This is a genomic window from Alistipes sp. ZOR0009 (assembly GCF_000798815.1).
GTDB lineage: Bacteria > Bacteroidota > Bacteroidia > Bacteroidales > ZOR0009 > Acetobacteroides.
In genome coordinates this window covers 1-19647 of record NZ_JTLD01000078.1, presented here as the reverse complement: position 1 = coordinate 19647, position 19647 = coordinate 1, and the positions used below count along the sequence as shown (strand labels likewise).

17 protein-coding genes and 1 tRNA gene are annotated in these 19647 nt (G+C 42.9%); 6 read left to right on the top strand and 12 right to left on the bottom strand.

Annotated elements, in window-relative coordinates:
* Positions 1–2 precede the first annotated feature (2 nt).
* Positions 3–75: transfer RNA gene (locus L990_RS16260), tRNA-Lys, on the top strand.
* 83 nt (positions 76–158) lie between these two features.
* On the opposite strand, the gene L990_RS16255 is transcribed toward L990_RS16260, so the two are convergent.
* Positions 159–626 carry a DUF1456 family protein gene (locus L990_RS16255; RefSeq protein WP_197057314.1) on the bottom strand — a complete coding sequence of 156 codons (468 nt, stop codon included), beginning with the start codon at positions 624–626 and terminating at the stop codon, positions 159–161.
* A 163-nt stretch (positions 627–789) separates the two neighbouring features.
* Between L990_RS16255 and L990_RS16250 the strand changes: the two genes are divergently transcribed.
* The 5 genes from L990_RS16250 to hemG all read left to right on the top strand — a co-directional run bounded on the left by L990_RS16250 (position 790) and on the right by hemG (position 7295).
* Positions 790–1140 carry a hypothetical protein gene (locus L990_RS16250; protein ID WP_047451615.1) on the top strand — a complete coding sequence of 117 codons (351 nt, stop codon included), beginning with the start codon at positions 790–792 and terminating at the stop codon, positions 1138–1140.
* 67 nt (positions 1141–1207) lie between these two features.
* A complete protein-coding gene (locus L990_RS16245) occupies positions 1208–3301 on the top strand; it encodes a TonB-dependent receptor (RefSeq protein ID WP_047451613.1) in 2094 nt (697 codons plus the stop codon).
* Positions 3302–3350: 49 nt separating this feature from the next.
* Positions 3351–4556 (top strand): MFS transporter, encoded by a 1206-nt coding sequence (locus L990_RS16240; RefSeq protein WP_047451610.1) that lies wholly within the window; start codon positions 3351–3353, stop codon positions 4554–4556.
* Complete coding sequence (gene hemN / locus L990_RS16235) at positions 4543–5922, top strand: oxygen-independent coproporphyrinogen III oxidase (RefSeq protein WP_047451607.1); 1380 nt, start codon at positions 4543–4545, stop codon at positions 5920–5922. The genes L990_RS16240 and hemN overlap by 14 nt, the downstream gene beginning before the upstream one ends.
* A 2-nt stretch (positions 5923–5924) precedes the next feature.
* Positions 5925–7295, top strand: a complete 1371-nt coding sequence (gene hemG, locus L990_RS16230) for a protoporphyrinogen oxidase (RefSeq protein ID WP_047451605.1) — start codon at positions 5925–5927, stop codon at positions 7293–7295.
* A 138-nt stretch (positions 7296–7433) separates the two neighbouring features.
* Here the strand turns inward: hemG and L990_RS16225 are convergent, their stop codons facing one another.
* The 11 genes from L990_RS16225 to ilvA all read right to left on the bottom strand — a co-directional run bounded on the left by L990_RS16225 (position 7434) and on the right by ilvA (position 19414).
* Positions 7434–8063 carry a hypothetical protein gene (locus L990_RS16225; RefSeq protein ID WP_047451603.1) on the bottom strand — a complete coding sequence of 210 codons (630 nt, stop codon included), beginning with the start codon at positions 8061–8063 and terminating at the stop codon, positions 7434–7436.
* A 130-nt stretch (positions 8064–8193) separates the two neighbouring features.
* Positions 8194–8784, bottom strand: coding sequence for a GNAT family N-acetyltransferase (locus L990_RS16220; RefSeq protein ID WP_052181098.1), 591 nt, complete (start codon positions 8782–8784; stop codon positions 8194–8196).
* 90 nt (positions 8785–8874) lie between these two features.
* Positions 8875–10356, bottom strand: a complete 1482-nt coding sequence (locus L990_RS16215) for a phytoene desaturase family protein (protein ID WP_047451599.1) — start codon at positions 10354–10356, stop codon at positions 8875–8877.
* A 95-nt stretch (positions 10357–10451) separates the two neighbouring features.
* The gene (locus L990_RS16210) at positions 10452–11549 is read right to left on the bottom strand and encodes a glycosyltransferase (RefSeq protein WP_047451596.1); all 1098 of its coding nucleotides are present in this window, start codon (positions 11547–11549) and stop codon (positions 10452–10454) included.
* Positions 11550–12170 carry a lysophospholipid acyltransferase family protein gene (locus tag L990_RS16205; protein ID WP_047451594.1) on the bottom strand — a complete coding sequence of 207 codons (621 nt, stop codon included), beginning with the start codon at positions 12168–12170 and terminating at the stop codon, positions 11550–11552.
* Entirely contained in the window at positions 12171–12818 is a 648-nt protein-coding gene (locus L990_RS16200; RefSeq protein ID WP_052181097.1) for a carotenoid biosynthesis protein, read from the bottom strand. It lies immediately after the preceding gene.
* A 23-nt stretch (positions 12819–12841) separates the two neighbouring features.
* Complete coding sequence (locus L990_RS16195; protein WP_047451589.1) at positions 12842–13372, bottom strand: lipocalin family protein; 531 nt, start codon at positions 13370–13372, stop codon at positions 12842–12844.
* A 28-nt stretch (positions 13373–13400) separates the two neighbouring features.
* Positions 13401–14243, bottom strand: coding sequence for a phytoene/squalene synthase family protein (locus tag L990_RS16190; RefSeq protein ID WP_047451619.1), 843 nt, complete (start codon positions 14241–14243; stop codon positions 13401–13403).
* A gap of 562 nt (positions 14244–14805) precedes the next feature.
* Positions 14806–16227 carry an SDR family oxidoreductase gene (locus L990_RS16185; RefSeq protein WP_047451586.1) on the bottom strand — a complete coding sequence of 474 codons (1422 nt, stop codon included), beginning with the start codon at positions 16225–16227 and terminating at the stop codon, positions 14806–14808.
* 285 nt (positions 16228–16512) lie between these two features.
* Positions 16513–17319 carry a carboxypeptidase-like regulatory domain-containing protein gene (locus L990_RS16180; RefSeq protein ID WP_047451584.1) on the bottom strand — a complete coding sequence of 269 codons (807 nt, stop codon included), beginning with the start codon at positions 17317–17319 and terminating at the stop codon, positions 16513–16515.
* A gap of 826 nt (positions 17320–18145) precedes the next feature.
* The gene (gene ilvA, locus L990_RS16175) at positions 18146–19414 is read right to left on the bottom strand and encodes a threonine ammonia-lyase IlvA (protein WP_047451582.1); all 1269 of its coding nucleotides are present in this window, start codon (positions 19412–19414) and stop codon (positions 18146–18148) included.
* Between the last annotated feature and the right edge of the window lie 233 nt (positions 19415–19647).

The window sequence follows — 19647 nt, the reverse complement described above, 5'->3', positions numbered from 1 at the left end:
GAGATTCAGTAGCTCAGCTGGTAGAGCACATCCCTTTTAAGGATGGGGTCCTGGGTTCGAGCCCCAGCTGGATCACAAAAAGCCCACCAATCGGAGGGCTTTTTTGTTTTAACTATCCAATAAAGCACAAAAAAGGGCGACATTACGTCACCCTCCTCTTAATCCTCATCGGAATATCTTACCTGAAGCCCTTTAATAAAATTCCTCAACACCTGATCGCCACAAGGCCGATACTGTGGCTGGTTGGGATTTCTAAAAAAGGCGCTCAGCTCGTGCTTTCCCATTTTAAAGTCTGCCAGTAAAAGGATTTCTAAAATATCTTCGTCCTTTAAGCTAAGGGCGATCTTCAGCTTTCTGAATATAATATTATTGTTTAGACGCTCCTCTGGGAGAGGCTGCGCACCTTCCTTTTTCCCTCGCATTTCGTTAATGAACCCGTTTAAAAAAGTAGCCAACTCAACATCCTTCATTTCTTTAAATGCAGGGTCTTCATCCCTTTTTAGCCAGTCGCTCACCTGCGATCGTGTTACCGGGCACTCTGCCGACTCAAATATCTTTATCATTTTCGAATCGTTGAAGTCGAAGGCAAACCGAAGGCGGCGTAAAATATCGTTGTTTGTAATCATAGTCGAACTCTTTTAATCCTTTATATTGTGACAAATATAGCCTTATTCCGACTTATGAAGCTACTCGACTAATGATTTATCGAAAAGCATAAACATATCCACCTCCTTTTTTGGAGCATCCTGCTAAAATGCTTTTCTTTGCAGGCAAATCAAGAAACACGGCATGTTTCAGTTTGGCCTATTTTCTACGCATATTCCTTATATCATTACGATTGTTGTTTACCTCCTTTCGTACGGATACTATGCGCTTAATAAACCAGAGCCAAGCAGCGAAAATATTATCTCGAAAACTGATTCCGGCAACCACATCCACTTAAAAAACAGCATTGAAAAACATCATTTAGATGCCTTCCATTTTGATGTGAATAAAAAAGGTGATGTAACAGCAATCAACAACCATTGCCCTGCAATCGGTGAACGTTTCGACATTCCCAACAAAGACCACAATGTTCGGCTGAGCTCGTTGCTAAATACCTTCGAGCTGCTATCGCGCCCACCAACCCAAAGCTGCTAGCATTTACGCAAAAGGATGCCTTGCCATCCTATTTCCCGTTTTTATAATTAGCAGAAAACAAAGGTTTATGACATTAAGAACATTCGCGTTCTCAATTATTGGTGCTGTTGCATATATTCCCGCAACAGCACAAAAACAAATAGCAATTGCAGACACAACCATATCAAACACCTACGAGCTTAGTGAGATAAAGGTTGTTGCATCAAAAAATAACGCCAAACTGAAGGAGATGCCTGCATCCATCTCCATCGTATCAGCCAAAGCCATTCAGGAGATGGGCACAAAATCGCTAAGCGCCATAACTGGTGCCGTTCCTAACGTGTTTATGCCCGACTACGGCTCTAAGCTGACCTCACCCATTTACATTAGAGGTATTGGATCCCGAATCAACTCTCCATCCGTAGGTCTCTACGTAGATAGAGTACCCTATTTCGAAAAGGCCGCATTTGCATTCGACTTTTTTGACGTGGAGCAAATAGAGGTACTCCGTGGTCCACAAGGAACGCTCTACGGAAGAAATACCATGGGTGGGATCATCAATATCATCACCAAATCGCCAATGACCTTTCAAGGAACCAACATTAACCTGACTGCTGGCACTTATGGCTGCTATAATATTAGCGGCGGGCATTACGGAAAAATTGGTGACAATTTTGGATATTCGGTTGCAATCAACTACCTCCACAACGATGGCTTTTTTAAAAACAACTTCAACAATAGTCTTGTAGATAACCTTAACTCGTTTGGGATTCGTAATCGCCTAGTTTGGAACATCAACAAAAAACTATCGATAGAGAATATTATCTCCTACGAAAAAAGTAAGCAAGGAGGATATCCCTACTCGCAGTACTTCGTCGAAAAAGATTCGATTGCACCAATAAACTACAACGAGTACAGCTTCTACAACAGGGATTTGCTATCGAACGCACTAGTTACAAAATACGAAGGGGCTGCTTTTGAGGTGCTATCAACAACAGCCTACCAATACTTAAAGGATTTACAGGCTATCGATCAGGATTTTTCGCCTAGCTCAAATACATTTGCATATCAAGACCAAAAACAAAATATGGTTTCGCAGGAGATTACCATCCAGTCGAAAGGAAACCAAAGAGTTGAATGGCTGTTTGGGATGTACGGTTTTGCCCAGTTCTTTGATTCTGGGTTAGATATAATAATGTCATCAAAAAGAAACTATTCGAAATACAACGACCACACCATAAGCGGCTATGCGCTATTTCACCAGTTAACTATTAAAGATATTCTCATAAAAAACCTGAACCTTACTGCTGGTATACGATTCGATGTAGAAAAAGATGAGCTGGAGTACCAATACGATAAGTATACCAACAACATCGTATCAAGCAGTACAACCACCTCCTACTCGCCCTTAAAATCGGCAGAAATACTACCTAAGATATCATTATCGTACAAAATGGGGCAAACCAACATCTACACAACCGTGTCCAAGGGTTACAAGACAGGTGGTTTCAACTCCTCTTTTGATGATGTAAATATCGACTTAAAGTTTAAGCCAGAAAATAGCGTAAACTACGAGGTTGGCGTTAAAACACCCATCCTTTGGAATAGATTCTATGGCGATTTTGCACTTTTCTACATTGATTGGAACAATCAGCAAATAGCACAATCTCTCAAAAGTGGTGTTGGCACCAAATTAACCAACGCAGGAAAATCTGTCAGCAAAGGATTGGAAGCAACTCTAAATATGGTTCCTATAAATGGATTTGACGCTTCTGTTTCCTACGGATATACGTATGCTAAATTCAAAAAATACGTTGTCAATGCTACAACAAATTACAACGACAAGTACATTCCTCAAGTCCCAAAGGAATCCTTAAGTATTTTAATCGGAAAAACATTCCGTCTTCAAGCCAATAGTTGGGTAGACAAGATTCGCCTATCGGCAAACTATAAAGGTGTTGGCAACCTCTACTGGAAAGAAGATAACATTGCCAAACAAGGCTACTACGGAGTTGTGGATGGCCGAATATCCTTCTCCAAAAAGAGAATTAATCTCGAACTTTGGGGTAAAAATCTAACCAACACAAGCTATAAGGCCTACTACTTTGAAATGCAGAAATTAAAGTTCGTCCAAAAAGGGCGGCCTTTTCAGCTAGGAGTAACCCTCGATATGACACTATAAACTAGAAAGCCACAAGATTTAATATCTTGTGGCAAAACCCAAACGAATAATGGAAGCAAAAAATTGGCATAAGCTGCCCGTACTATTCTGCCTCTACATAGCACAGTCGATTCCCATGAGCTTTTTCTCGACTGTTGTTCCTGTTATTATGAGGCAGGAAAACTATTCGCTACAATCGATAGGCTTACTGCAGCTGGTAAAGTTACCTTGGATACTCAAATTTCTTTGGGCTCCAATAGTAGACAACCATACCCGATCGCTACGCGATTTACGCCGCTGGATTGTAGCCTCCGAATTATTCTACGCTATAATTATATTAAGTATTGGGTTCTTCAACCTACAAGCGGACTTTAAGCTAGTAATTCTGCTAATGGTTGTAGCTTTCATCGCGTCTGCAACACAGGATATAGCTGTGGACATCTATGCCATACTCATGCTAAAGCCCAGCGAAAGAAGTATTGGTAATAGCATTCAATCGGCAGGAACATTTGTTGGCAGTATTTTCGGAACTGGAGTTTTGCTAATTGCCTACCATTATTTTGGTTGGAACTACCTGCTTGTACTACTCGCAGCCTTTGTTCTTATAGCGCTAGTTCCGCTGCTAAGCTACCGCCAGCCGCTACCCAGCAGCACCGCAATTGTTAAGCGCATTTCATTTACAGACATCTTCCGATTTTTTGCAATTAAAGGGATGTACAAATGGGTGCTGGTGCTAATTTTTTACTACTCCGGAATTATCGGCATCCTTTCGATGGTAAAACCATACCTCGTAGATCTCGGGTACAATATAAAGCAAATCGGCTTCCTATCTGGAATTTTGGGAACATCTGTTGCAGCAATTAGCGCATTTGTGGCTGGATTTATTGTAAAAAAAATTGGAAGGAAGACCTCTTTATATGCATTTTTAGCGGCCAGTTTTGGTGCAGGAGCCTTTTTTTGGCTAATATCTCACGGTACGCCTAGCATGAGCTTACTTTATGCAGCGGTAATGCTGCTATGGTGTAGCTACGGGCTCTCTACTGTAATAATCTACACCATTGCCATGGATAAAGTGCGTCCAGGATGCGAAGGCACCGACTTTACGCTACAAATTGTAATTACCCATTTAAGCGGATTAATATTTGCCGTTATCAGCGGAAGATTGGCAGACAGCTTCGGCTACCACAATTTCTTTGGCATAGAAGCGTTATTCAGTTTAATTGCAATGATAATTCTCTCCATAACCCTAAGACAAAGCAACAATGCAAATCAGTAACCAACTCCTTCAGAAATACAACATTCCAGTACCTAGATATACCAGCTATCCACCAGCAAACCATTTTACCTCTAAGTTTGATGACAGAAGCTACCTTAATCTTCTCGTAGACTCCAACAACCATAAACCTGAGCATTTAGCCTTCTACTTTCATATCCCTTTTTGTAAAAAGATATGCTACTACTGTGGTTGTAATGCCTACACCTCAAAAAACGAGAAACAGTTAGAACGCTACTTTCAAGCCTTAAAGCAGGAAGTTGAGCTAGTAACGAGCCATATTAGTAGCAACCGAAAAATTGCACAAATACACTTTGGAGGAGGAACTCCAAATGCGGTGGAGGCTGCTCGTTTAAAGGAGCTAATTGCCATACTGCAATCCAAGTTTGCAACAATCGAAAAGCCAGAGATTGCCATCGAATGCAATCCGGCCTATCTTACATTCGAATACATCGATCTACTTAAAGAGGCTGGAATTAACCGTTTCAGCCTCGGAATACAAGATTTTGACAATGAAATACTCAAGTCTGTCAATCGTGACTCCTCCAAAATACCCGTTAAGGAGCTGGTTGAATATCTAAAAAAGGGAAAGAACGACATTAGCGTCAACCTCGACTTTATATACGGACTTCCGGGACAAACTATCGAATCGTTTAATAGAACCATTGAGCAGGCTATTGCTATTCGTCCTGACAGGCTGGTAACCTTTTCATATGCCCACGTACCTTGGATGAAAAAGCACCAAGCCATTCTCGAAAAAAGAGGACTTCCTTCCTCCGATATTAAAATGAAGATGTTTCTAAGTGCCTACGATCAGCTAATAGCGGCAGGCTATAAAGCAATCGGGCTCGATCATTTTGTACTCCCCTCCGATGAGCTGCAACTCGCCCTTGAAACACAGGAGCTACATCGCAACTTTCAAGGTTACTGCACCCGAAGAACAACCGGTCAGGTCTACGCATTTGGAGTAACCGCCATTAGTCAACTAGAAAATGGCTACGCTCAAAATGTAAAAGATATTGAGGAGTACATAGGTTTGATTGGCAGCCAGAAGTTGCCAACCGAAAGAGGCTACCAGCTCTCTCCTACTGAAATTATAATACGAGAAGCCATTAACGAAATAATGTGCAACAAGCAAGTATCATGGGAGCATATCGCCCATCGCTTAGGCACCACCTCCGAAGAAGTATTAAATGCGCTTGCGATTTCGTCCTCTACTTTAGAAGACTTGCAGAATAATGATCTTATACGCTTTAACGAAAAAGGAATTACCGTAACAGAAATCGGAACCATTTTCATCCGTAATATTGCAGCGGCACTCGACAAGCATTATCAACAACAAAACCACAGCTATTCTAAAACCGTATAGCCATGCAGCAGCTAAGAACCTCGCAAATTACCATTATTGGCGGAGGATTAACAGGATTAACACTTGCCTTTTACCTTAAAAGAGCAGGAAAAAAGGTAACCATCATTGAACGCAACCACGAACCCGGTGGTGTTATCAGAACCTTTACCGAACAGGGATTTACCTACGAAGCAGGACCAAATACGGGCGTACTATCATCGCCCGAATTGGTGCAACTTTTCGATGACCTTGGAGATACTTGCAACTTAGAGGTTGCCAACCCGAATGCCAAACGACGCCTTATTTTAAAGGATGGCTCATGGGAGGCACTTCCTCACAACCTTTCATCCGCCATCACCACTCCTCTTTTTAGCCTCTACGATAAAATAAGAATATTAGGCGAGCCTTTTAGAAAAAAAGGAAGCAATCCTTATGAAACGCTTGATAAGCTTGTCGCCCGCCGATTAGGAAAAAGTTTCCTCGACTACGCCGTAGATCCGTTTATCTCCGGAATCTATGCTGGGAATCCAGCCAACCTAGTAACCAAATTTGCGTTACCCAAACTCTATAACCTCGAACAGAACTACGGCAGTTTCATCCGTGGTGCCATAAAAAAAAGACAAGAGCCAAAGAGCGAACTAGAGCAAAGAGCTACAAAAGATGTTTTCTCAGTAAAAAATGGGCTGCAACAGCTTACACAGGCCTTAACTGCAGCCATTGGACACGAAAACTTTATTCTCAACGCCAAGCGCACGTCGGTAACCCTTCAAAACGGTAAATGCCAAACAACCGTAAGCACTGAGGAGAATGACATTCTTGTAGAATCGGAGGAACTTATTACAACCATCGGTGCCTATGAGCTTGCCAATACGCTAACTTTCCTAACACCAGAAGACCTCTCTCCTATCACCAACATGCGCTACGCTAAAGTAGCCCAAGTTGCTTTAGGCTACAAGGAGTGGAACGGCTATCCGCTAAATGGTTTTGGAGGATTAATTCCCTCGAAGGAGAACCGAAAAGTTTTGGGCATACTATTCCCTTCCTCCATTTTCCCAAATAGAGCCCCAGAAAAGGGTGCACTGCTATCCGTCTTTCTTGGTGGTATTCAGCACGAAGATATTTACAACCTTCCAGACCAAGAGCTCATAGACACAGCACTCAACGAAGTTTCGGAAACACTTAAGACAAACCTTAAGCCCGACATGATACACCTATTTAGATATCCCTACGCTATCGCTCAGTACGAACGTTCTTCGGAACAACGGCTCGATCAGATTGCCCTATTAGAACAGCAATACAAAGGCCTTTACCTTGCAGGTAATATTCGTAACGGTATAGGAATGGCCGATCGTGTAAAACAAGGTGTAACCATTGCCAACATGCTTATAAAGTAATTATCGATAAGAAAAAAGCAGGGATGCTTTGCGTAGAGTGAAGCATCCCTGTCCCTATTTTAATATAAAAAATATCATTAATCACCACTTTGTTGTACAAAATGGCTCCCTAATAAACGAGTAAAGGGTGCTTCATAATTACTTTAAAAGGCCTCTTTGCCTTAAATCCTTATAAATTTCGGCGATATCATTCGGAATTTCGAACCGAACAAGCCAGCTAATATCCAACCCATTATATTTAGCCATCTGAGATAAACTACTGTTCCCGTCAACCATTCGACCAATTGCTTCTACATCATCCCTAAATTCCATATACAAATCCTCGTGCTGCTTTTGGATCAATATTAAAATTTTAAAGATTCTATTAAGGAGGTATATGCATAGCGAGTACACCTTCCCCTTCTTTTCGTTTACAATACGGTTGCTATTGAGTTCTAGTAGCAATCGGATCATCAAACAGTTTAGAATAATCTCTCCGGGTTTATCATTTGTAATGTAAACATGTTCTGTTATCCTTCCGCTTATATTACGAACGTCCATCAGCAAACATCCTGCCGAGTAGTACTCGTTGGTAACCCGCTTCATTTCCATCGTAATCCAACCTTGAAGTTGCTCACGCTTATCAAGAACCGAATCGGTATCTACCAACTCAAAACGAAGCTTGCTAGCCAAATTCAGATCGCGCTTAAGCAGCCTTAATATCAGCTTATCCTTCTCTTTACTGGGCAGCTGCTGCAACGCCTGCTTAAACTCAGAATCAAAAGTCATACTCTCCTAATTGTTGATAATTCTTCACTAAAAAGCCATTCTCTAGTTCAAAAAAAGGCTCAACTCCTACAAATGGAACTCCATGCTCCAATATCTTATCCATTGCATGTTATCGAAATAATTAAGACCCTTATTTCAAACCTTTTCCAGATAATACTTCTGCCCGACCCCTAAAATTCCATTCGCTTTTCAGCATACTATACACCTCCAAGTCTATAAAATGGCCGTCTGGGAAAAGTTCTCCAGCTCGTTCGACACCTTCGAGCGTAAAGTTTAACCTTACTGGAATATTACGGCTAGGAATATTCCCTACCCCACATTTAATGGTAACTCTATTCATGTCCATTTCGGTAAACGCATAACCTAGAAGCGCAAGCACCGATTCTGTTACAATACCCATTTTTTGAAAGGGCTGAGAAAGCCAATATCCTATTTCTGTCTTCCGATTAAAGTAATCGGTATCCCTAAAACCAGCTAACCCCACAAAACATCCATCGTACCTGATGGAAAAGTTGAAGTTACGGCTCTCTAATGGCGCATCCAATACCGATTTAATGAAATCACGCGAAAAATCAACCGACCGTGTCATCTCAACAAACGGGAGCCATTTACCAAGATACTCCCGTTGCGTATCTATTGTTGTAAAAATATCTTCAGCATCGTCCAGTTCTATCTCGCACAGCCGAATGCGATCAGAAACCACTATTTCCAATTTTTTCATCCTACTCTTATATTTACACTAATCACCAAGCAAGATAGCAACAATACTACCCGCCACAACAACTTTATTTGCTCTGATGAAAAACTCAACCTAGATTTTTAAAGCATACTCCTGTATCCTTTCGGTTGTTAGCATAGAACTAATGATGGCCATTGGCAATCCTGCACCTGGAATGGTTGACGCACCAACATAAAACGCATTTTCAAATACTTCATCATAATTTTTAGGACGAAACGCCCCGATTTGCAGCATCTGATGCGATAATCCAAGCCCTGCTCCCATATATAGGTTAAACTTCTCCAGCCAATCCCGTGGAGTGAACGATTCTTTTAAAACAATATGATCTCCAATGTTGCGGCCTATTCTTTGTGAGAAATCCTCGATAATACTATCTACAATCTCCTCCTTATCCTCCCAAGTTGGCTTATAAAGGAGATTAGGCACTGGACAAACAAAGAACAGTGCTTCGCAGCCTTCCGGAGCACAGCTAGGATTGTGCTTAGAAACCACATTTACGTAGTAGTAGGGTTTCTCTAACGTTCCTGGATTTTTCATAACATCCCTTGCGTACTCCTCGTAGTTGTTCCCCAAAAAGTAGTTATGATGCTCCACGTCTGGCAACTTTACATCTACGCCTACGTAAGCCGTTAGATATCCCATTGTCCAGCTCATTTTTTTTAACCTTCGCTCTGCATACGCCTTGCGGCCAAATACCGTGCCTCTAAAGAGGGCTGCATCAGCATTTACAATAAAAATATCAGCCTCCCATGCTTTTCCATTACCATCTACCAAAGCCACTAGCTTATCATTGGCAGCACGATATTCTACGATCTCAGTATTGTAGCTGAAGTTTGCGTTTTTAAGCAGCAACGCCTCAACTAAGCTCTCCACGATAGTGTACATGCCTCCCTTTACGTTGTAATAGCCCGTATGCTTAAATTCGATGTGCGACAAAAGGGTATAAATGGCGTTGGTATCAAATGGAGTTCGTCCTAAGAAAAAAGCGATTAGCGACACGATCTGCCGAACCTCTTTCGACTCAAAATAAGCGCCAACTTGCTGCCAAAACGACTTCAAAAGTATTGGCAGATGCTTGGGATTAACCTGCATTAAGGCCTTAATATAGCTAGGAATGCTATCGAAGTTTTGCTTAATGGCAATGTCTACCGTATCGTTATATAGCTCCTCACATTTTTTTAGGTAAGCCAAAAATTTACGCTTAAAGTCAGGCTCTACACGGTCAAATTGAGCACTTAGCTTATCAATATCCTTATATAACGAATACTTCCTATCGCTTCCTCTAAATCTAACGGTATATAAAGGATCGAGCTCTACAAACTCGAAGGGAACCTCAATTCCACAATCCTTTGCCAGCTCCTCAAACTCATAAGGCATGCTAAAAAAGCTTGGTCCCACGTCAAAAGTGAACCCACCCTTTTTCAGCTGATTTAAACGTCCTCCTGGTTGCGATGCTTTTTCCACAAAAGTTACGTTATACCCTCTAGCAGCTAACCGTAATCCTGTAGAAAGGCCGCCAAGCCCTGTACCAACTATCAAAACCTGCTTGCTCATTGTTTCATGTTTTTATTGTTGCTGTACCTCTAATCTTTTTTATGATTGTATTACGAATTGCTCGTTATCTTCCATAATAGGTTCCTTGGGGCGAGTTACTGGGGGTAGATGTTGCGCCCCTTCCATAAAAGCCCCTTACGCCGTTTGGCAAGTAGCGCATTTACAATAACCTGAAGCAAAAAAAACAGCTGAGCCGGTAGTAAAACGACATTTAGCAAAATATTCTGCCCGCCAACCCTCGAAATAGCTGCCTGAACAAAAACTACCGCAATAAGGTAAAGGTATAAATAGCTCCCGAATGTGTATGCAACAGGCACCACACCTAAAACTGCTAACATCCAAAAAAGCAGGGCTACCAAAGGCTGATTTCCAAAAAACATAAACACATTTTTGGTGAAACCATTCAGCGCCTGCCGATACCCCTCGTACATTCTACACGTAACCCTTTTTTCTCCCGCAATGCACGCTATTCTAAGCCGCCTTTTCTTGTAGTATCTCGATATGGCGATATCCTCAACGGCAGAGCCTTTGAATATTTCGTGAGGCCTAATTCTACGGTATACTTCGGCATTAAATAGCATAAACTGCCCATTGGCGGCGGCATGCGAGCTAAACGGCGATACGCGAACCAATACCAAGGGAAGCAAAGAGAGTAAAATGTAGTTCATTATTGGCACGGTAACCTTTTCGCCTAACGTAACCTGCTGCTGGTGGGGAAAAATTGATAGTAAAGCCAGCTGCTTATCTTTCATGTAGCGTAGCGCATCGGCTATCATCGCCTTTTTCAGCCTAACGTCGGCATCTATAAATAGCAGGTACTCTCCTTGAGCCGCCTTTGCCAACTCGTGGCAGGCCCGATTCTTTCCCAGCCATCCTTCTGGTAGCTTTTCCGCTTCCAGCAACCGAATTTTGGGGTTTACCTCCATTCGCGACCTTACAATCGAAGCCGTTTGGTCGTCTGACTGATCATCGTAAACCAAAATCTCAATACAGCTGCTCCCGATGCTGTCAAACGCATCAAGCAAGCCTCCAATGTTCTCCTGCTCGTTACGCGCAGGTATAAGTATCGATACGGTTACCTCTGAGGCTAACCGAGATCCATCCTTCAATTTTTGAGAAAAGATGAGGTTAAGCAGCACGTTTACGACCTGCATTCCCACAAAACCGACCGATATATAAGCTAGATACTCCATTTAGGACACCTTCTCCTTTTGGCGTTGCAAAACATTTTCATAAAACATTGCATACACCTGCTCAACCGACTGCTCCTTTAAGCTTGCCGCCCGATACTGTTTGATATAAGTAAAAAGGGTTGGTTTTGAACGAGACAAATAGTCTACAAAATTAGCCACAAGCAAAATATCGAGATTGCTTGGCGCTTTTTCCAGAATCCGCTCTACTCCTCGCTCAAATTTAATCCGATCGTTATATGCCGAACTAATGCGCCCTTGCGGAAATATAAAAACCATGTTCTCGGTATTGCGCAAAAGATCTACCGTATAGTCAATACTCTCTACGATGCTCTTCGATTTCTTTTGTACCGAATATCCTCCGGCGTACCTAAAATACCAGTGCCTTCTAAGCGATTCTTCGAGCATCATAAAGTGAAATCGCTTACGGATGAGCGTTAAATTGAGGTGCATAATCCAAAATCCATCCCACCAGCTGATATGATTGGAGACTACAAGCAGCGGATTATCCTGCCGGATATAATCTCCATCTATAACCACCTCGTAAAAGTTCCTACGGAGCAGATATTTTGTAAGCCACTTAAAAAGCGGATATATTACTATATGATGCCTTGCCGTTATCATCTAAATGAAGAAGGTTAGAATAGCAAAAAATAGCAGCTGACTAAAAAAAAGAAGCTTAGCCAGCTTATTGCCGGTATCAACCTTGCACACCAGCAGCAACGCCGTAAATACAAAGCCAACAACGTACCACGCCACATAATTCCTTATGCTAGGCGACGCATTCTCCCAATACCACATCTCCGTCTTTGGCGCAACCTGCTCCAAGAAGATATCGTACGTTAACATCAAAAGCGGAGCCGTAAACAACCGTATCCAACCGTTTATCTTTAGCTTCCAAACGATGGAGTAGCAGGAATAGGAGAGGAAAAGCCAGTTAAGGCCAATAAGAAGCGGCGTATCAAGCAGCTTTACCCCTAACGCACGACCGTAAGCGTAATTTCCAAACACCAAACCCGTTTTTACTCCCAAAACCTCCACAAAAAAGCCCAGCAAAGCAATAATTATAAAGGAAAGTATTGTTTTCGAAGTGTAATGCGGGTGATATAGCAGCAGCAGGTAGCTACCAACAAGCAACGCTATTGGTGTTATGAGCACAAATAGCGATCTCGTGGTTGGAATCAAAAAACCAAGCGTCCCTACGATGTAAAAAATTGCTACAAACCTCTTCACATCTGCCAACGCAACGCTATTTTTAGGATAAAGCTTCATTTCGCCTCCTTTTTACTGCCGATTTACTCCTGATGTTCAATCCAAATAAGTTTAGAGGTATCAAAACCTCGCTCTTGGGCAAATTTTACGTACGACTCCCGAAAATTATTAGGTATAGTCTTCTCTCGCGATAGAATCCATAAATAATCGAGGTTCTTACCCGCAACAAGAGCATATCGGTAGTCTTTATCTAGCGCTATCACGTTATAACCGGAGTAGAAAGGCCCGAAAAAAGAGACTCTAAGCATCGCCGTTTGCTCGCTACCCACAAATTTTGCCTTTCCGACCGCCTTACGCCACTTTCTTTTGGCTATATCGTAGCCTCGGTTGACAACTTTTATGGTTCCGTCTGCATTCAAAGAGTATTCGGCGGTGGTATTGTTTAGCCCACGCTCAAATCGGAAGTCGAAGCGCGCAATTTCATACCATTTGCCCAGATATCGCTCCTTTTCAAAGCCAGATACAGCCTGCAAGCCGCCTGCAATGGTCGTACTCCTACAGTACATCAGCAGCAGCACCGAAATTATCAAGCCAATGGCCAATATATACTTCATGAGTTCTTCTTTTTAATGGTAAAGATCCCTAAATCAACCTTGCCTTATACATTAGGCAAACTTTTGCAATAATCAGATACTTGGCGGCGTTCGGAATTCTTATTCGTTGGGATATTACCGCCTCGGGCGATGTCTTTCGTATCTTACGCAGCAATCCGGCATAGTAGTAGTAGGCTAACGCCACCGCCAACTTCGAACGGCCCGGTAGCTCCTTAATTCCCAACCACGCCTCCTCAAATTCCTGCTGAATGGTAGCCTCTATCTGCTGCTTGCTTCTGGAATCAAACGTAGAGTCGGATATTTCGGGGAAATACATCCGTCCTAACCCCTCCATATCCTTTTGCAGGTCGCGAAGGAAGTTTACCTTCTGAAACGCCGATCCCAGCTTCTGCGCTGGTGCCTTAAGTTTGTCGTATAGCACGCTATCGCCGTTGCAAAACACCTGCAGGCACATCAACCCCACCACATCTGCCGATCCGTATATGTACCGTTCCAGCTCGGCGCTATTCGTATACTTTACCTTGGTTAAATCAAACCTCATGCTCTCCAAAAAGGCGTCAATATGCTCCCTACGGATTCCATATCGTTTTACCGTATCTGCAAAGGCAATTAAAACAGAGTTCGTGCTAATTCTATTCTCCAGCGCATAGTGTAAATCTTCCTCTAGCTTTGCCAACAGAAACTCCCGATCGTATCCGTAAAAGCTGTCTACAATCTCGTCGGCTAAACGAACAAAACCATACACCGCATAAATAGCGCGCCGCTTCTCCTTCTCGAGCAGCGAGGTGGCCACCGAAAAAGAAGTGCTATACCTTTTTGTTATAAGCTCCGAAATCCGATAGCTGCTTTCAATATAGAAATCAACATTCATAGAAGGCGTATTTGCAGGAGTTCGACTTAGATTTATCAATAAATAGGTTATTCAACACCCCTGTAAATTACAAAAATATGTTAACATAAACAACTAAACAGTGGACTTCTTTATATTTTTATTTCAGGTTGATTTATCTATCCCACATAGCACTATACAGATGCTTCTCCTTATTTTTACAGATGCTTCGTTAAGCATTGTGCGCTTCTTTTTGCTCCACAGCAACGCCTGTGGCAATACCATCAAGCGTTCCTCTACAAAATTGTCCCTATACCTATTTATATATGGTATATGTAAAAGTCCCAGCACCCAAAACCCACGCTTGCAGTGCTGCATTTTCCTTATGACTCTCTAATTCCTAAAATAAATGGATTAAGCATCCCGAATTGGGTCCGATAAACCTTCCACCACGAGTTGTAATAGATAAAAAAATGAGTCTGCACCATAAAAATCAGAGCAGCACATCGTCACGAAAGAAATCCTTATCAGATTTAAGGTTCAAAACCTAAAATAATGGAGCAACGCCCAACTCCATCGGCATATTAGCTGTATCCGCCAGCGGCTACTGGGTTAACTTTGTAATTAACCCTTTAAATATTAGCCCATGCAGCGGTAATACCGAATACCAGTAAAATCTTCCCAGCAATCCCTTTGGTCTAAACGTTGCCGTTTGGATAAGCCGCTCCGCGTCCATTTTAAACTCCAGCCAAGCTTCGCCAGGAAGTTTCATCTCCGCAAAAAGCAGCAAGCGCCCCTCCGATTTGTCTGCGTACAGCACCCGCCAAAAATCTAGCGCATCGCCTGCTTCAATATCGTCCACACGAGTCCTTCCCCGCCGTAATCCTACGCCGCCTGCCAGCTTATCCACGAAACCTCGTAAATTCCAAAGCCAGGTGCCGTAATACCATCCATGCTCGCCTCCTATGCTCCAAATCTTCGAAATACATCGCGTCTTATCGTCCACCAACCTTACTCGCACATCTTTATAGCAGCCAAACGTTGGCACTTGTATGTACTCTGCAATTTTATAGTCCTCCATACGCCCGCTGATGGTCGAATCCTTCCAGCTCGATACAATCTCATTCTGTTCTATCTTCTCAAACGCTATTTTTATCGACTCTTTGTACGATAATGGCTCAATCCCCAGCATTTCGTTTAGCTCAGTGCTGTTTACAGCCACCACCTCCACTTTCATGCTGTCTACGAGCGACGACGCCAGCATGTAGGACGTCGAAGTTACAAAGTATAGCCAGTACGACGATAGCCGCGGCGTCATTACGGGCACCGTCCAAATAAATCGCCTCAACCCGCGCACCGAAGCAAATCCCTGTAGCATTTCTTTGTAGGTAAGGATCTCATCGCCTGCTATGTCGTATGTTTTGCCGTACATCCTACTATCATTAAGCACCCCGGTCAGGATTCTAATAACATCCCCAACTCCAATAGGCTGACATCTCGTTTTTAACCACCTCGGCGCAACCATAACGGGCAGCTTCTCCACCAAATCGCGGATAATCTCAAACGAGGCGCTGCCCGAGCCTATAATTATCCCCGCGCGCAACGCCGTAAAGGCGTAATCGCCTTTGGCCAGCTCCTCGCCCACATTTTTTCTCGAAGTTAAATGCTTAGACAGCGTAGCCGAGTTCACAATCCCGCCAAGGTAAACCACCTGCCTAACGTTGGTTTTCCGCAGGGCCTCCCTAAAGTTGATGGCCGCCTGCCGCTCCTGCTCCTCGTAATTCCTATTGCTCGACATTGAGTGCACCAAAAAGTAGGCAAAGTCTATGTCCTTAGGGATCGTTGCCAAGGTTTCCATCCTCGTAAGATCATTTTCCACCACCACAATCCGCTCTCTGACGAACTTCTCTGGATGAAACTTACTTTTGTCCCGTACACAGCAAACCACCTCGTACCCCTGCTGCACCAAGGCTGGCAGCAGCCGCTTTCCAATGTACCCCGTTGCACCCGTTAGCAATACTTTCATTTGGTAGGATGTTTTTTGATTCCGTATCCCGTGCTAAAAACGCCATGTACGCCTCTTTTTCATCCAGCAACATCGCGCAATGCCCGCACCTTCTATAAACCGCATCAAACGCGCTATGTTCGTTCGTGCATTTCTTCTCCTGCAAAGGCCAAAAGGAATGCTGGTAAACCTAATCCATAAATACAAAAAAATCCGATCTCTTATAAAGATACAATTGTATTGATTTATAAATAGAAATAAACTCCAAGCAAGGTAATCCCCTTAAAACAATGCTCCATAACGCTCCTACTTCTCCACTTCGGCTTCTGCATTAATGGCGATACCAACTGGCGCAGTTCTCCATACCCCCTGACTGGTTTTCCTATAGTAAGTTTTATCTAAAAAGCCTGCGCAAAAAAGTATTTTCCCAAATCCGAAGTCTTTTACATGTTCTAAAGTCACCAAGATGTCCCCATCAACATCAATAGTCTCTCCAAAGGTTACGTTAATTTGACTCACGTTCTTCATTCCCATTTTAATATAAATAGGATCTTTCACAATACTCTCAAATACATTTTTATCCAAGACTTTGTAGATATTCAACCTATAAAATATCGAATCGTACGAGCAGTATGCAACATTTATATTTATACGTTTTATTCGCGCCGACTTCTTAACCTTCATAAGAATTCCCATCTCATATCCCAGCTTATTCTCTTTAAAACCAGTTGTTACTCGTCTAAATTCGCTATTCACGCCCAAGGTTTTGGGCTTAAAGATTCTATTACGAACAACAATTTCAGAAATTTCATAAGTCTTCTCCTTCAAATAAACCCGGCCATCCCCGTTCTTTAAATCAGAAACCTTAACATAGTATGGCTCATGGCCAATGCACGAAAAAAGTAGGCTATCATTATCGTATTTCTTTTCCACAACAAGGCTAAACCTACCCTCTTTATTCGAAACTGTTCCTACATCCTTATTAGGTATTCCTATATTTACGAACGAAAGAGGCATTTCATTCCCCTTATTCAATGTAATTCCTACTACTCGTTGCCCATACGCTTCGTTGATAAGCTGTAAGCAAATAACAATTAGCATTATTCTCATCATAGTCAATAATTAAAAAAAAAGAATAGTAAATATATTCTGATACGTAAACAGAATCTCCTCATAAAAAATTGGAATCACGAGCACTGTAAACAGTTTCGTCAGACGAAATCATCTCCAAAAACAACCCTTACTAAAGAGTTACTTTATATTATTTGCGCATAATTTAGCCAAAAATACATACCGAGCCCAAATACAGGCTAAGTATTTTTCGTCCAAATTCCATTTTCCCTTATAGCATTAGAACACTCTTCGCCTATTAGTAGCCTCTAATTGAAAACATACTCACACTCCTGCATTTCATACCCCTATTCATTAACCCCAAGACACAACTCTTACATTTCACAACCCCACTTACTCATTACCAAATACCCACTCTTGCATTTCACAACCCCATTTGTTTATTACCACATACCCAATCTTCCATTACCAGACTCAAACTTACCGTTACCACACCCCCATTCTGCCATTACCAGACTCCAACTTACCATTACCACACACCCAATCTTCCATTACCAGACTCCAACTTACCATTACCACACACCCAATCTTCCATTACCAAGCTCTATCTTATCGTTACCAAACCCCAACTTACCATTACCAGACTCAATCTTACCATTACCACACCTCAACTTACCGTTACTAAACCCCAACTTATCGATCTCACAACCCCACTATTGCATTTAAAGATAGCGCTTATCCATTACCAGATCAAACTCATCCATCTCTCGTAATGGTTGTTTTATTACACAAAGGAGCTGCAATCCGACCAACCTCCCCTTTGGTCTTTTTGCAGCTCCTTGCTGGTTACCTTGGCAACCAACAGCGGTTATACGATCAGCTCAAACAGATGCGGACTACTGTTGAGGTATTCGCCAAAGTACCTAGCCGCCTTCATCCGCTCCAACAGCGGCTCAAAGTCGTCAGGGTCCTTCAGCTCGACACCCACTACGGCAGGCCCCTTATCCCTGTTGATTTTCTTGCTATACTCAAAGTGGGTAATATCGTCGTTAGGCCCCAAAATGTGATCTACAAAGTAGCGCAACGCGCCTGCGCGCTGCGGAAAGTTTACCACAAAGTAGTGCTTAACCCCTTCATGCAGCAGCGACCGCTCCTTTATCTCCTCCATGCGAATGATGTCGTTGTTGCTTCCACTAATGATGCAAACCACGTTCTTTCCCGCAATTTCAGGAGCCAAGTAGTCGAGCGCAGCCACCGAAAGGGCTCCGGCTGGCTCTACCACAATGGCCTCATCGTTGTAAAGCGAGAGCATCGTGGTACAAACCTTGCCTTCAGGAACATTTATCACCCTATCAATGCCACCATAGCAAACATTAAAGGTCAAATCTCCAACTCGTCGCACGGCAGCACCATCTACAAAGGTCTCAATATCGTCAAGCAGCACCGGCTCGCGCTCCTCCATCGCCCTTCGTAGCGATGGGGCGCCCGCTGGTTCTACCGCAATAATCTTAACCCTTGGATGCAGCGCCTGCATTACGCCAATAATGCCCGAAATCAGCCCTCCACCTCCAACTGGCACCACCACATAGTCGATGCTATCGGCACAATCCTCATGAATCTCCAACCCTACGGTGGCCTGTCCCTCTATCACCTTCCTATCATCAAACGGATGGATGAACTGAGCCCCATTTTCCTCAGAAAATGCCAATGCGGCGGCTAAGCTGTCGTCAAACGTGTCGCCAATAATCCGGACATCAACAAACTCGCCGCCAAACATTTTCACCTTCTTTACTTTTTGCTTGGGGGTTGGCTCGGGCATAAAGATGGTTCCCCGTACTTTTAGTCGGCTACACGAGAAGGCAACCCCTTGTGCATGGTTTCCTGCGCTGGCACATACCACTCCGTTGGCCAGCTCATCGCTGCTAAGGGTCACTATCTTGTTATAAGCACCTCGTAGCTTGTACGAACGTACGGGTTGTAAATCCTCGCGCTTTAGCATCACATTCGCGCTATACCTCTCCGAGAGCAGCTCATTGCTCATCAGCAGAGTCCGTACCGCAATCCCTGTGAGGCGCGCCTTTGCCTGCATTACATCGTCAAGACTGGGAGTCCAATTTAGGTTCGGAGCTGCTGTCATTATCGTTTACTCATTTTACACATTATATTATAGGATACACCATGATAATCATCTGGCTATTTTGTATTCTATCCTATTTTATTTAAGATGTCATCAACTATCAAGTCGCACTCGCACGTCTCAATACTCATATCTCACATCTCTGTACTAACATCACTATCTCAGTACTCATATCTCACATCTCAGCACTCATGTCACATATCCCAGTACTCATATCTCACATCTCTGTACTA

What these genes read in the sequence shown, in the direction of transcription:
- L990_RS16195 (WP_047451589.1), bottom strand. Translation starts at nt 13,372, where the DNA reads ATGAAGTATATATTGGCCATTGGCTTGATAATTTCGGTGCTGCTGCTG.
- L990_RS16250 (WP_047451615.1), top strand. Translation starts at nt 790, where the DNA reads ATGTTTCAGTTTGGCCTATTTTCTACGCATATTCCTTATATCATTACG.
- L990_RS16240 (WP_047451610.1), top strand. Translation starts at nt 3,351, where the DNA reads ATGGAAGCAAAAAATTGGCATAAGCTGCCCGTACTATTCTGCCTCTAC.
- L990_RS16210 (WP_047451596.1), bottom strand. Translation starts at nt 11,549, where the DNA reads ATGGAGTATCTAGCTTATATATCGGTCGGTTTTGTGGGAATGCAGGTC.
- L990_RS16255 (WP_197057314.1), bottom strand. Translation starts at nt 626, where the DNA reads ATGATTACAAACAACGATATTTTACGCCGCCTTCGGTTTGCCTTCGAC.
- L990_RS16245 (WP_047451613.1), top strand. Translation starts at nt 1,208, where the DNA reads ATGACATTAAGAACATTCGCGTTCTCAATTATTGGTGCTGTTGCATAT.
- L990_RS16190 (WP_047451619.1), bottom strand. Translation starts at nt 14,243, where the DNA reads ATGAATGTTGATTTCTATATTGAAAGCAGCTATCGGATTTCGGAGCTT.
- L990_RS16180 (WP_047451584.1), bottom strand. Translation starts at nt 17,319, where the DNA reads ATGATGAGAATAATGCTAATTGTTATTTGCTTACAGCTTATCAACGAA.
- L990_RS16185 (WP_047451586.1), bottom strand. Translation starts at nt 16,227, where the DNA reads ATGAAAGTATTGCTAACGGGTGCAACGGGGTACATTGGAAAGCGGCTG.
- L990_RS16205 (WP_047451594.1), bottom strand. Translation starts at nt 12,170, where the DNA reads ATGATAACGGCAAGGCATCATATAGTAATATATCCGCTTTTTAAGTGG.
- hemG (WP_047451605.1), top strand. Translation starts at nt 5,925, where the DNA reads ATGCAGCAGCTAAGAACCTCGCAAATTACCATTATTGGCGGAGGATTA.
- L990_RS16225 (WP_047451603.1), bottom strand. Translation starts at nt 8,063, where the DNA reads ATGACTTTTGATTCTGAGTTTAAGCAGGCGTTGCAGCAGCTGCCCAGT.
- L990_RS16200 (WP_052181097.1), bottom strand. Translation starts at nt 12,818, where the DNA reads ATGAAGCTTTATCCTAAAAATAGCGTTGCGTTGGCAGATGTGAAGAGG.
- hemN (WP_047451607.1), top strand. Translation starts at nt 4,543, where the DNA reads ATGCAAATCAGTAACCAACTCCTTCAGAAATACAACATTCCAGTACCT.
- ilvA (WP_047451582.1), bottom strand. Translation starts at nt 19,414, where the DNA reads ATGACAGCAGCTCCGAACCTAAATTGGACTCCCAGTCTTGACGATGTA.
- L990_RS16220 (WP_052181098.1), bottom strand. Translation starts at nt 8,784, where the DNA reads ATGAAAAAATTGGAAATAGTGGTTTCTGATCGCATTCGGCTGTGCGAG.
- L990_RS16215 (WP_047451599.1), bottom strand. Translation starts at nt 10,356, where the DNA reads ATGAGCAAGCAGGTTTTGATAGTTGGTACAGGGCTTGGCGGCCTTTCT.